Annotated in this window: 12 protein-coding genes and 1 tRNA gene; 7 read left to right on the top strand and 6 right to left on the bottom strand. The window is 63.7% G+C overall.

Translation table 11 applies throughout. The features are described 5' to 3' along the window. Positions 1 to 401 precede the first annotated feature (401 nt). The 5 genes from ABQ137_RS09205 to ABQ137_RS09185 all read left to right on the top strand — a co-directional run bounded on the left by ABQ137_RS09205 (position 402) and on the right by ABQ137_RS09185 (position 5,662). Positions 402 to 866: a MarR family winged helix-turn-helix transcriptional regulator gene (locus ABQ137_RS09205; protein WP_046345906.1), complete on the top strand. Its 465-nt coding sequence runs from the start codon at positions 402 to 404 to the stop codon at positions 864 to 866. A gap of 37 nt (positions 867 to 903) precedes the next feature. After that, positions 904 to 2,088 (top strand): FAD-dependent monooxygenase, encoded by a 1,185-nt coding sequence (locus ABQ137_RS09200; RefSeq protein ID WP_349782117.1) that lies wholly within the window; start codon positions 904 to 906, stop codon positions 2,086 to 2,088. Between the two features lie 413 nt (positions 2,089 to 2,501). Then, entirely contained in the window at positions 2,502 to 4,613 is a 2,112-nt protein-coding gene (locus tag ABQ137_RS09195) for a methyl-accepting chemotaxis protein (protein WP_104575145.1), read from the top strand. 184 nt (positions 4,614 to 4,797) lie between these two features. Further along, positions 4,798 to 5,202, top strand: a complete 405-nt coding sequence (locus tag ABQ137_RS09190; protein WP_349782115.1) for a hypothetical protein — start codon at positions 4,798 to 4,800, stop codon at positions 5,200 to 5,202. Positions 5,203 to 5,407: 205 nt separating this feature from the next. Then, positions 5,408 to 5,662 carry a carboxymuconolactone decarboxylase family protein gene (locus ABQ137_RS09185; protein ID WP_202975120.1) on the top strand — a complete coding sequence of 85 codons (255 nt, stop codon included), beginning with the start codon at positions 5,408 to 5,410 and terminating at the stop codon, positions 5,660 to 5,662. A 234-nt stretch (positions 5,663 to 5,896) separates the two neighbouring features. Here the strand turns inward: ABQ137_RS09185 and ABQ137_RS09180 are convergent, their stop codons facing one another. Beyond that, on the bottom strand, positions 5,897 to 6,289 hold the full coding sequence (locus ABQ137_RS09180; protein ID WP_374057720.1) for a hypothetical protein: 393 nt from the start codon (positions 6,287 to 6,289) through the stop codon (positions 5,897 to 5,899). Positions 6,290 to 6,459: 170 nt separating this feature from the next. Next, entirely contained in the window at positions 6,460 to 6,765 is a 306-nt protein-coding gene (locus tag ABQ137_RS09175; protein WP_349782112.1) for a hypothetical protein, read from the bottom strand. 239 nt (positions 6,766 to 7,004) lie between these two features. On the opposite strand from ABQ137_RS09175, the gene ABQ137_RS09170 reads away from it, so the two are divergent. Then, entirely contained in the window at positions 7,005 to 7,556 is a 552-nt protein-coding gene (locus ABQ137_RS09170; protein ID WP_349782355.1) for a CPBP family intramembrane glutamic endopeptidase, read from the top strand. 123 nt (positions 7,557 to 7,679) lie between these two features. Further along, positions 7,680 to 8,054 carry a nuclear transport factor 2 family protein gene (locus ABQ137_RS09165; protein ID WP_184517080.1) on the top strand — a complete coding sequence of 125 codons (375 nt, stop codon included), beginning with the start codon at positions 7,680 to 7,682 and terminating at the stop codon, positions 8,052 to 8,054. Between the two features lie 137 nt (positions 8,055 to 8,191). On the opposite strand, the gene ABQ137_RS09160 is transcribed toward ABQ137_RS09165, so the two are convergent. The 4 genes from ABQ137_RS09160 to ABQ137_RS09145 all read right to left on the bottom strand — a co-directional run bounded on the left by ABQ137_RS09160 (position 8,192) and on the right by ABQ137_RS09145 (position 13,036). Next, entirely contained in the window at positions 8,192 to 9,985 is a 1,794-nt protein-coding gene (locus tag ABQ137_RS09160) for a methyl-accepting chemotaxis protein (RefSeq protein ID WP_154831792.1), read from the bottom strand. Between the two features lie 308 nt (positions 9,986 to 10,293). Then, a complete protein-coding gene (locus ABQ137_RS09155; RefSeq protein WP_184380119.1) occupies positions 10,294 to 11,370 on the bottom strand; it encodes a catalase family protein in 1,077 nt (358 codons plus the stop codon). Positions 11,371 to 11,769: 399 nt separating this feature from the next. After that, positions 11,770 to 12,516, bottom strand: a complete 747-nt coding sequence (locus ABQ137_RS09150) for a hypothetical protein (protein WP_349782110.1) — start codon at positions 12,514 to 12,516, stop codon at positions 11,770 to 11,772. A gap of 430 nt (positions 12,517 to 12,946) precedes the next feature. Next, positions 12,947 to 13,036 (bottom strand) — tRNA-Ser (locus ABQ137_RS09145). Between the last annotated feature and the right edge of the window lie 120 nt (positions 13,037 to 13,156).

Raw genomic sequence — 13,156 nt, 5'->3', positions numbered from 1 at the left:
GGCGCGCTGCCGCCCAGCGGCAGTCGTCATGCGGACAATACGCAACGCGGTGCGCGGACGGCTTACCAATCACCCAAACAAGCATCTTTGACGAACCATTGAAGAAGAACCAGGATCAAACGCCGCGCAGCGCCGGCTGGCAGGAACGGAACGGGCCGAGTTGCCGGCCGGACCTGCCAGCGCCATCCGGCGTTGCCGGTGGCGCCCTGCAAGGCGTGCAGCGCCCGCCTACGTTACAACACTCAGGTGACGATGCCTGCCGACTGCGCGCCGGCCCCACCATGGCGTGTTGGCGCGGCAGCCGGCATGGATGCCGCGCCGCGGCGCGCCGGCGATGCCCGGCGGTGCGCGTGCCCGGATAAAATCGCGAAATGGCCCAACGGCGTGGCACGATGACGCAAATGCAGGATCGCGATGCACTCATTCACCCGCTGGCTGCGGTGGCCCCGGGGTATCTGGCCAACCATGCTGCACGGGTCTTCAACCGTCTGGTGGATGCGCAACTGCGCCCGCATGGGATGTCGCTGGCACTGCTCGGGCCGATCATGCTGCTGTCCTGGAAAGGGCCGATGCTGCAACGCGACCTGGTGATCGACTCGGCGGTGAAGCAGCCGGCAATGGTGGCCCTGCTGGACAAGCTGGAGGGCCTGCAGCTGATCGAGCGCGCCCCGGCGCCGCAGGACCGCCGCGCCGCAGTGGTCTCGCTCACGTCGCGCGGGCGCAAGATCGCCGAGATCGGCGGCAAGATACTGATCGATCTCAATGCCGATGCGCTGAAGGACTTCTCCCCCGAGGAGGCGCAGCAGACTGTTGCATTCATGCAGCGCCTGATCGCCAACCTGGAGCAGCGCGACCAGGACATGTAATATCACTCCTGATATTTCTTCTTTCGGGTGATCTGTCATGGCGCGTCGCATCCTCATCACCGGCGCAAGCGTCGCCGGCAACACCGTGGCCTGGGCGCTCGCCCGGCAGGGATTCGACGTCAGCGTCGTCGAGCAGGCCGCGCAGTTTCGCGATGGCGGCCAGAACATCGACGTGCGCGGGGTCGGCCGCGAGGTCATGCAGCGCATGGGCCTGGAGCAGGCCGCACTCGATCATGGCACCGGCGAGGAAGGTACTGCCTGGGTCGACGACCACGGCCATGCGGTGGCGACCTTCAAGACCGACGACATCGATGGCGATGGCCCGACCGCAGAGCTGGAAATCCTGCGCGGCGACCTCGCCCGCCTGCTCTACGACGCCGCACGCCAGACAGCCGAGTACCGGTTCGGCGACCGCATCGCCAGCATCGACGACGACGGCGAGGCTGCCACCGTCCGCTTCCAGAGCGGACGCAGCGACCACTTCGATGCCGTCATCGTCGCCGAAGGCGTCGGCTCGGCCACACGCGAGCTGGTGTTTCCCGGCGAGAACGACCCGCGCTGGATGGATCTGACCATTGCCTACTTCACCATCGCACGCACCGCCGACGACGACCGCCTGTGGCGCTGGTATCACACCACCGGCGGGCGCAGCATCTCGTTGCGCCCGGACCAGCACGGCACCACGCGCGCGATGCTGTCGCTGCAGAAAGCCCCCGAGGGCGAGCAGGACTGGGACCTGGCGACCCAGAAGGCCTATCTGCGCGAACGCTTCGCCGACGCCGGCTGGCAGGCTGCGCGGGTGCTGGACGGCATGGACACCACCGACGATTTCTACTTCGATGCCTTGCGGCAGGTGCGCATGCCGCGCTGGCACGCCGGCCGCGTCGTGCTGACCGGCGACGCCGCCTGGTGCGCAACCCCGCTGGCCGGCATCGGCGCCACTCTTGCGGTCACCGGCGGCTATGTGCTGGCCAACGAGATCGCACGCGCCGCAACGCTGGAACAGGCCTTCGCCGCCTACGCCGACGCCATGCGGCCGATGGTGGAACAAGGCCAGGGCGTGCCGAAGATCGGCCCGCGCCTGATGAATCCGCACAGCCGGCTCGGCATCCAGCTGCTGCACGGCGCACTGAAATTCGCCAGCCAACCCAGCATCCAGAACATTGCCGCCAAGCTGATGACGCCGTCGATGAAGGCGCCGGATCTGTCGCGCTATGACTGAGGCCGCCTGAATGGCGGCCGTGCTGCGGTGGCGGCACGATGCATGCTGATCGACGCCTGCCATCGGCCGCAGCACCGGCGCCGCAGCCGTCTCCACGCCTCGGTCACTTGCCGTGCCTGAATCCGCTTCTGCCCCGGCGCTGAACGGTACCAAAGCGCTGCGCTGGGGCCGCGACCACTGGCTTGCGTTCTGATCGCCATGGCTGACGGCATTGCGAAGCCAACCGTGGATGAATCCTTCCACCGCCGGCGGTTTCATTTCCGCTGACGCAGGCCGCTAACGAACAGGTCGAGACATCCTTCGTGCAGCGGCAACGCTGCCGACCCCATCGGTGTCCCGGGCGCATCGCCTCCCAGCTGTTGCTGGGATTCTCCCCCGCTCTTCCGCTCGCCGGATCACCGATCAAACTCCCTATGTCCCTGCTTTCGAATCTGCGCATCGGTCAGCGCTTGGCCCTCGGCTTCCTCGCGATCATTGTCCTGATGGTGATCCTCACCGTCGTCGGCATCCAGCGCGTACGCAGCATCGACCAGCAGCTCACCGCCATCAACGAAGTGAACAGCGTCAAGCAACGCTATGCGATCAATTTCCGCGGCAGCGTGCACGACCGCGCGATCGCCCTGCGCGATGTCGTGCTGCTGGACGACCCGGCTGAGCGGCACACGGCAGAGCAATCGATCGACAAGCTCGCCGCGGACTACGCCCGCTCCGCCAAGCCACTGGACGACATGATCGCGGCCTCCACGGACGCGGAAGAAAAGGCCATCCTCCAGCGGATCAAGGCCATCGAGCAGCGCACCATGCCGTTGATCGCGCAGGTGCGCGCGTTCCGCGATGGCGCCGACAAGCCGCATGCCGAACAACGCCTGCTGCAGCAGGCGCGCCCCGCCTTCGTCGCCTGGCTGGCCAGCATCAACGCCTTCATCGACCTGCAGGAAGCCAAGAACCGCGCGGCCGCCAAGGACGCGGTGACCACCGCGCGCGGCTTTGCAATGCTGATGGTGGTCTCCACCGTCATCGCCTTGCTGCTGGGCGCCGCCATTGCGTGGTTGCTGACCCGCAGCGTGGTGCTGCCCTTGCGCCAATCGCTGCGGCTGGCCGAACGCATCAACGACGGCGACCTGCGCAGCCAGGACCTGCCCACCAGCAAGGACGAATCCGGCCAGTTGCTGCGCGCCATGCAACAGATGCAGCGCCGCCTGCAGGATGTGATCTCCGCCCAACGCAACATGGCGGCCCGCCACGATGCCGGCGAGATCAGCTACCGCACCGACGCCCAGCAGTTCCCCGGCGAATACGGGCACATGGTGCAGGACACCAACGCCCTGGTGCATGCGCACGTGCAGACCCAGCTGCGCATGACCGAGGTCATGGGCAGCTACGCCATCGGCGACCTGGCTCCCGAAATCGAGCAATACCCCGGCGAAAAGGCCGCCATCACCGCCACCATGCAGCAGGTCAAACAGAACCTGCGCGCCATCAACGCGCAGATCCAGCAGCTCACCCAGGCTGCCTGCGCCGGCAACTTCGCGCTGCGCGGCCAGCCGGAAAAGTTCGAACACGACTTCCGCCTGATGGTCGAAAACCTCAACACCATGATGGCCACTTCCGACACCAACCTGGCCAGGTTTTCCGACCTGCTGCGGTGCATCGCCGATGGTGACCTGACCGTGCGCATGACCGGCAACTTCCACGGCGTGTTCGCCTCCATGCGCGACGATGCCAACAGCACCGTGCATCGCCTGACCGACATCGTCACGCATATCCAGACCACCTCCAACAGCATCGGTTTTGCCGCCGAAGACATCGCCAGTGGCAACCAGGAACTGTCCCGCCGCAGCGAACAACAGGCCGCCAGCCTGGAAGAAACCGCCGCCTCGATGGAAGAGCTGACCTCCACCGTCAAGCAGAATGCCGAGCACGCCGGCCGTGCCAATCAGCTCGCGCTGGGCGCCGCCGCCATTGCCTCGGAGGGACGCGACGTGGTTGGCCAGGTCATCGAGCAGATGTCCGGCATCGAGGCCTCGTCCAGGCGTATTGCCGACATCATCTCGGTCATCGACGGCATCGCCTTCCAGACCAACATCCTCGCGCTCAATGCCGCCGTCGAGGCCGCACGCGCCGGCGAACAAGGCCGCGGTTTTGCCGTGGTCGCATCGGAAGTGCGCACCCTCTCGCACCGCTCATCGGACGCCGCCAAGGAGATCAAACGCCTGATCGACGACTCCGTGCAGCGCGTCGCCGACGGTGCAACGCTGGTGCACAAGGCCGGCACCACCATGGGCGAGGTCGTCACCAGCGTCCAGCATGTCACTGACATCATGGGCCACATCTCCGCCGCCTCGCAGGAACAGGCCGGCGGCATCGAACAGGTCAACCTGACCATCGCCCAGATGGATGAAACCACGCAGCAGAACGTCAGCTTGGTAGAAGCCGCAAGCACGGCGGCGCGCTCGCTGGAAGCGCATTCGACCCAGCTGACGCAGGCGGTCGAGGTGTTCAAGGTCAATGCCTCGGTGATCTGACTGGCCGGGTAGCGCGATCCTTAGTGACTGGCCTTGTTGCTGCCTGCGCTCGCGCAATGCTGCGCACTTGCGCGAGCGCGTCACGGCGAAGTGACGCTGCATCGCATTGATGTGGTCGCTACATCCGCACAGCGCACCGAAACATCAGCTTGCATCTCCACAACACACGGGCATGATTGCCGCAATGGAACGCCTCCGCCCCTTCCGCACGCTGATGCTTGCAACGCTTCTGGTCGCCTGGCTTGCCGCGTGCGCGGCGGCAGGACCCATTGCCAGCCAGCCCATCGAAGGCCCGGTGCGGCTGGGAGAAATCGCGGCGGTCGATGGCCCCAAGGTACGTCCCGACCGCGTCATCGAAGACAGCCGTTGCCCGGCCGAGGTGCAATGCGTCGTGGCGGGCCGGTTGATCGTCAGGGCAACCGTGCTTGGCGGCGGCTGGTCCAAACAGATCGATCTCACGCTTGGCATCCCGGTGGCTGTGGCCGATGGCCAGTTGACGTTGGTCGCCGCCACTGCCCCGCCAGCAGACTCGGCAACGGCCGCCGCGTCGGACATGCGCTTCACCTTCCGCTTTCAGGGTGGCCGTTGATCAAAGTGCTTCAGGCCCGGGGCGATGCAGCACGAACGCGAGGCCCTGCAGGCGCCCACACGTCATCCAGCGCTGCTCGTAGCCGTTGAACCGAGGCGTACGCTTGTTCTCGCGTTGCAAAGCCTGAGAATCCCATCAGCAAACCGCCGGACGGTGAGGGGCGCATTCGCCACCTGCTCAATGCCTGGAGTGGCAGTCCGTGTGCTTGGGCGGCCTGCGCCAGCAGCGCATCGAGTTGGACAGCCTGGCCGGGTGGCGGGTGAGTCCGCATTTCAGCGACCGTGAGCGCCTGGCCCTGGGGTGGACCGAGTCATTGACAGATATCGCAAACAGCCGAGCCCCTGACGATGACTTTGCTCTTCTAAAAGCCCATTTCAGTGACGCCGAGATCGCTGACCTGAGCTTTGCCATCGCGCTGATGGCCGCATTCAATCGTTTGGCGATTGGCATGCGTCAGTAAAGTCCAGCGCGTCAATGCAGACCGCCCGCCCTGTCTCGCAACGCTGATAGCCGCCAAGGCTCAGAACAGGAGCTTGACGGCCGGCTAGCGTCCGGCGCCAGCACACTGCACTGCTGGCGACTGCTCATTGTTGCCTTTGCTGATCCAGGCACGGCGTATGACTACGCTACGTACTGGATGGCCAGGTGCTGTGCGTCGAGCGGAATGGCAAGCGCTGCCTTGCAGTAGCCCGGGCTAGGATTGCCCTCTGGCCTGGGGAAAACAGCGCTCCATTCGATCCGTCCACGCTGCCAACTGCTCAAGCGTATACGCCTCGATCGGCTTTGCCATTGTCGAGGAGGCCTTGTGTTGCGAAACGGTCGCAACCAAGGAGGAGGAAAGGCGATCCCAACAACGCATCAGCAGCACCGGGGATGGATGCGAAGCAACCAGGGCCTCAAGCACCGCGCCCTGAGCCACCCTTGCTGCCTGCAGGTCGCTCAAGGCATCCACAACCGCTGTCATCCATTGCTCGTTCAACTGCTCCATACCTTTCAACAACGCTGTGGGAAGCGCATAGCGTATCCGGATCCACATGTCCTTGGTGGTGCGTTTTGCCAGTCGGCGCAAACACAGCTGAACAAGCAAGGTGATGCCGAGTTCAAGCAGAGCACTGCATGACAGACGTCAGCGGTTACCACTAGCTAACCTAGTTTCTGCAACGTAGAACCATGGCTTGAAGAGATGCATGCCAGGACGAAACCACGCTGGTTGGTCGATGATCGATACCAGCTGACGTTGAGCCCAGCAATCAAGGCTCAAGCGGTGATCAGGCAACTCAAGCCGGATGGCGAAGGCACCAAGAACATCGTCATTTCGGAGCGATGTGCAGTCCAAGCTGAAACGAATCCCCAGCCACCACGCCACCAGAAAATGAAATGAGAGCGTGGAGCAGCTGCCAACTGAAAAACTGCGCTGATGCAGACCTTGCTTGAACTCAATGCAAACCTGCCAGCAATGAAGGTTGAAATCCAGGCGCTGCCAGCAGCGTCTTCACCGCACACGGCGACATCGGCCGGCCCCACTTCAATGTGTGGATCACGTTCGAGCGCCTGAAACAGCACATGCCTCCATCCCTCTTCGTAGTCACTAACCCATGCCCTCTGGCACAGGACGCTTGCCGCTCCCGTGGCTACCGTTCGAGCACCTACTCGATCCTTCGTCCAGCATGTTTCAACAAGGCTCCTCAAGCGCATATCCCCGCCCGGGCATTCCTGTACTGGGACATCCTCTGGCACGCATCGCAGGGATCGCTGTCCTCCTCGCACTGGCGCACTACCGCTGGGTGCAGTTTCCCTGGCGGATGCCGCTTGTCGGCATTTTAGGGATTGCCTTGGTCTGGCTGGAAACGCGCTCGCTGAGTGCCTGCGGATTAAAGCCTCAGTCGTCTCGCGCCTTGCTCGGCTGGACGCTGCTGCTGCTCGCGCTGGTCATCGGCGTCATCAATCCGTTCGTGCAACCGCTGATCGATGCGCTGACCGGGACCAAGGCCGACTACAGCGGCTACGGCGCACTGCTTGGCAACGTCAACGCGGCCGCCCACCTGGCAGGCGGCGCCTGGCTCAGCGCGGCGCTTGGCGAGGAACTGGTCTTCCGTGCGTTCCTGATGCACCACCTCGATCACCTGCTGTGCCACTATCGTGGCGGACGCGTGATGGCGGCAGTGGCAGGGGGAGCCCTGTTTGGCGCGATGCACCTGACCCAAGGCATCTCGGGGGTGCTGCTGACCGGGCTTGTCGGCGCGTTGTTCGGCTATGTCTATCTGCGATCACGACGCAACCTCTGGGCGATGATCCTGGCGCATGGCTTGATCGATACCTGGGGCATTGCGACGCTGTATCTGGGTTGGTACTAGCAAGTACCTACCAGGACCCCGCTTGCTTCGGTGTGCCTCACTGCCAACAAATCCTTGTCACGTCATCCACGGATGCTGGACGATAGCGCCTTGTCCTCCGCTGCATGAGCAGATTGTCCAGACATGACCACCGATAGCGTGCTCTCGATCGTTCAAGCGCAGCTGGATGCCTACAACGCCAAGGATATCGACGCGTTGCTGGCCACCTATGCTGACGATGCCGAGCATTACACCTTGCACGGACCACAGCTGGTCCAGGGGCATGCCATGCTTCGCGAGCGGTTTCTGGCCCGCTTTCAGGAGCCGGACCTGCATGCGCAGCTGTTGTCGCGGACCGTCGTCGGCAACATCGTCGCCGACGCGGAGCGCATCACCCGCAACTTTCCTGACGGGATCGGCCTTGTTGAGATGCTATGCATCTACGAGGTGGTCGACGGAAAAATCCAGAGAGCATCATTCGCGACCGGCGCACGCATCGACACCGCATCTGCTCGATGAAACATTTCAGGCGATCGGCCTAGACCGGGCGCCTTTTCAGGCCAGGCGTAGAAAAGCCATTGAACGCATTCTGGTTTCCAGTGCACCGCCCTGCTTCCCGGCATTACCGGGTCACAGGGCGGCACTGGCTACACGCGTTATGCAGCCAATGCGAGCTTCGTCTTGCCGGAGGCGCTGCGTGAGCTGTTGGCAACACTCTCCACCAACGCAGTCGCCTGATCCTCAAGTGCGCGGGCCGATGATGCCATGGTGTCAACAAGAGCGGAATTTTGCTGGGTCGCTGCATCCATCTGCGAGATGGTTTGGTTGATCTGCTCGATGCCAGCGCTCTGCTCATGACTGGCCGCGGCAATGCCGCTCATGATGTCGTTGACCTGCCGCACCGAGGAAAGCAGTTCTTCCATGGCCTTGCCCGCCACGTTGACCTGCTCCGCGCCCTGCCCCACCTTCGCACCCGAGTCGGCGATCAGGTCGCGGATCTCCTTGGCCGCCATGGTGCAGCGCTGCGCGAGGCTGCGTACCTCGGACGCGACGACCGCAAAGCCACGTCCCTGCTCGCCAGCCCGCGCCGCTTCCACGGCCGCGTTCAAGGCAAGGATATTGGTCTGGAACGCGATGCCATCGATGACGGTGATGATTTCGCCGATCTTCCGCGACGACGCCTGGATTGCCGCCATGGTGCTGACGACACCATTGACCAGCTCACCGCCATGCAACGCGGTCTCTGCGGCCTTGCTCGCCAGCGAATTGGCCTGACGCGCACCTTCGGCGTTCTTGCGAACGATGCTGGTCATCTCCTCCATGGAGCTTGCAGTCTCCTCGAGCGCCGCCGCCTGCTGCTCCGTGCGCCGCGACAGGTCATCGTTGCTGCGCACGATGTCGCCTGCCGCACTGCTGAGCGTATTTGCCACCTCGCCCAGCTGACGCCCGGCTTCCACGTCCATCAATGCTCCAACCGCGCGCAACGGCGTGCCATCGGCAGCGCGCTTGGTCAGGCCGCGTGCGCGGAACCAGCGGTACTGGCCGTTCTTGAGCTGCAGGCGATACTCGATATCGAAGTTGGTGCGGCCACTGCGGTCGTTCAAATGCGCCGCGAACGCGTTCAAAGAACGCTCCTTGTCTTCCGGGTGCAGCCGTGACGCCCAGCTATCGAGCACGTTGGGGAAGTCCTGCTCGGACTCGAAGCCGAGCAGATGGCGGAACTGCTGCGACCACCAGAACTCGTTGTTCGGATTGATCGGGTCACCCGCGATCACGCTCATGTCCCACAAGCCGTCGCTGAGCATCTGCGAGCCGAGCTCGAAGCGCGTCAGCGTGATGTCGAGGAACTGCTCGCGCTCGCGACGCTCGGTGATGTCGGTGAGCGAACCCGCCACACGGAGCGGCAAGCCCTGCGCATCGCGCTCGGTAGTGCCAAATGCGCGGAACCAGCGATATTCGCCGGACTTCAGACGCAGGCGGTTTTCGACGTCGTAAGGAGTTCGACCGCTGCGATCGGCAAGGTGCGCCGCAAAGGCATCCAGCGTCGGCTGCTTGTCATCCGGGTGCAGGCATGCGACCCAACTGTCCAGGACATTGGGAAAATCCTGTTCAGAGGCAAAGCCCAGTAGCCGGCGCATCTGCGGCGACCACCACACCGGGCTGTCGGGGTGGCTGGGATCCCCGGCAATGACACCAATATCCCAGAGCCCGTCGGTCGTACCACTGGCGACCAGCTCGAAACGGCCCTCCAGATGGCGTAACGCGGTCGTCGCGTCTTCCGCCTGGGCCTTGGCCAGATCACGCTCCTGCTGGGCCGCATACAAACGCTCGGCCATTTTCTTGAGCAGCAGAGCCGATCCGTTATTGGGCCACTGCGCACTGCCACCTTTCAACGTGGCATCAACCGCCTTGGTCAGTGCGTCCACCTTGTGGCTGTCGGAGAAAAACATAGCGGCCTCTGCTGCTTGCGTTGGGGATGCGTCCCTAGCGGCAGCGATCGGTCGTTCTTGATGGTCCTTTCCCGATCCATCACCCTGGGTGAGTCGAGCATTCAGCTAGACAGCAGCAGTCCCGGTGGATCGAGTCCGCTGTCTGCTAGTCCTCGCCAAACGCAGCGGCGGTCACCCTGGCATGCCACGCGAGTCGACGCAGTCGCTCAACGACTGATCAAAATCCTCGCCTGGCAGCTGCGATCCAGGGGCACTCCGGCCCCCCGGATACAGGCGTGCTGCACGACACGTGCACGCAGCAGGAGCAGCTAGACGCCAGTCGGCTCGTGGATCGGGCAGCGATTGAACTCGGAGCGGAATCGGCGCGAGGCTGCCATCACGATACGGCGCGCCCGGTTGATGGCGCCCAGCGGCCGGTGCGCGGCCAAGGCATGCCACGGCGAGAAGGCGATGCGGTCTTCCAGCTGCTGCGAGTTCTCTCCGTCCCAACCGGCCTGGCGCTCGACCACCACGCGCGCGACTGCCACAAAGGGGCTGATGGATTGCGGCCATTCTATCGACGCATCCTCGACCGGCATCTTCTCCACGTCCCGGCACAGCTGCACGCGCAGCTCCCACTCGGCCGGGCTATCCAGGGTGCTGATGGCGTGATGAACGGCCTCGCGCTGCGCATCCGGGGAGTCGCCAACTTCCTGCCCATCGAGTTCAACGAGATTGCTGGATATCGGCGCCAGCGAGAACTTGGCGATGTAACGCCCGTAGAGATACGGCACCTGCGAGAAAAACGTCTCGCCCAGCGGATGAACCTGCGGCTGTCCGCCCATCTGCTTGATGCTGCCGCTTCCCCCGCCGATCTTTTCAAGCGTGTGCTCGACACCTCGAAGCACTTTCGAAAGTGCCGCCTTGGCGCCCGGCGCCTTTTCAGTGGTCGTCGCCAGCACGCGGAAATTACGCAGGAACCCGTCGGGACCGGGGGTGGTGAAGGAAGGGCCATTGACCATCAAGAAATCCTGGCTGTGCTTCTCGTCTCCGCCCTCGACGCGCTCGCCGCTGACACCCAACACCTTCAACGCCAGGGCACGCGGAGTCGACACAGCATCGCTCAGTTGTTCTGCAGGTGGCGATGACAGGCGGATGTAAGCATCGTATTGCCCAGGCCCTGCGAACAGGCCTTGTCGCAGCTCTTCGGGCAGATCGTTGAATACGCTGAGCCTGGCGGTGAACAGGCCCTGCCCTTTCGCATGGACTGCGCGGTGCGCATGCCCTTCCTTTTCCGCCACCGTCGTTGCCATGTCGACGAACAGCGCTTCCAGGGAACGAATGGTTTCCTGCTCGCTGACGCTGGGCGTTTCCAGATCGGGGCGATATTCGACGGGCGCGTTCATGAGGTTCCTGGCTTTATGGCTGGTCAGGCCAATGTGCTACACCCGCTGTTTACGCTCCGTCGAAGCCGTAGGCAGCCACTTGTCGAGGGCCGCACGCCTACTCTGGCCCGCCCTTGCAATGGCAATGGCTAATAGACGGGCGATGCAGCCTACGCCCGGCATTCCATTCGCTTTTCTGGTCGAAGCTGCCGCTTCGTTGGAGAAACCCGCGGCAGTCCTCGCAGGCGGCTGATCTTGCTCATTTCATGAACAATTTATAGCCAGGCCACGCCCCTGATGTTTTTCCTCGTTCGCTGCCGCAAGGATTAACTTCCATCAGCACGCCGACACACAGTAATCACTGTTTGAAAGACGGCGGTGTTGTCGCACTGGCAGCCTGCACCTGCACCTGCACCGAGGTCAGGGCACTCGCTCAAACGACACCATATCGCGTTGACCATGCAAGAGCAGCGAAAGCACGGCGCTGCCATCCGGACGCATCTGCATCCTGGCTTGGCTGTCGCTGAGCCCCCGGCAGTAGCCTCTATCGTTGGCACCGATCCAGGCAGTCAAAGCACCTGCCTCATGCCCGGCATAGCGCAATTCCACTTGGCAGTCCCGAGGAGCGCCATAGCGCAGGCGACCGACCACATCACCCGGCCGGACCGCCGTCGCCACCAGGTCCAGCTGCGCCGACGTCAGGCCGTTTGAGCGCCAGCGCCCTGCTTCGGTCAACGCTGCATCGGCCTTCTGGTCCAGGGCAATGACAAGCGGCGCCTCGCGACCCAGCAGCGTGAGCTGAATGCCTGATGCCATCCCATCCCCTGCCTGGAGCTGGGCACGCCCGCCGGAGAGCGCATCGCAGAACTTGCCACCATTGCGCGACTGCAGCGCGTAATCGTCTGCTTGCGCACGCAGCTCCAGTGCGCAATTGAACGGGGGCCCGAATCGCAGGTCCGCACCCTGCATGCCATCGGCTCCTGCTGCACGCGCTCTCAGAACGACATAAACCGGCCCGGTGCCGCCGCGGGTGGACAGGATTCCGCGCCAATCCCCGGGCGGAATGCTGTCAGCCGCAGCAGCCGGTGCTGCAGGCAGCACCAGGCAAAGCGCGAGCGCCGAAATCATGCGAAAGATGCGACGCAGACGATGATGTCGAGCAGACATTGGAAGCCCCCATGGCGAATTTGACCGAGTGAAAAGGCCGTCCCGGCGCTACCCAGCAACGGCCGCAGCGATCGCGGAGACGGCAAGCAGATGATGGCCATAAACCAGCTGCTGCGCCGAGACAGACGGCAGAGATTTGCACACGCGTTGGCCGTATCGGTTGGCGGCTGCCCCGCGCCTGATTAATACGATGGGCATGAACGTCGCTGATCGCCGCCCGGCGATCGGATGACACACACTTCAAGCCCCAACACACGCGAGCAGGCATCAACACACCGCAGTGCCATGAAGAAACCCTCCGGCTGTCCACGGCTCGACAACTCAGTGACCGCGATGACGAACGGACCGCGGCGCCAAGTACCGGACAGGCGATGGGACGAATCGGCGGGTCTTGAAAAAAGCGGGCGCCTTAGTGCTCTGCAGCGACATATGGCGGAGAGAGTGGGATTCGAACCCACGGAAGGTTTGACCCTTCGCCGGTTTTCAAGACCGGTGCCTTAAACCGCTCGGCCATCTCTCCGATGCTGCCTTGCGTGACCGCCGAAGACGTCGGGTGATCACACTTGCGCCACGCGCGATGCGGGTGACGCATGTCGATGGACGCCGCATTGCGCGCTGCCATCGACCCGGGATTGCTCCC

This window comes from Xanthomonas sp. WHRI 8393 (genome assembly GCF_040203315.1).
Taxonomy (GTDB): domain Bacteria; phylum Pseudomonadota; class Gammaproteobacteria; order Xanthomonadales; family Xanthomonadaceae; genus Xanthomonas; species Xanthomonas arboricola.
This window is presented reverse-complemented; position numbering and strand designations above follow the sequence as displayed.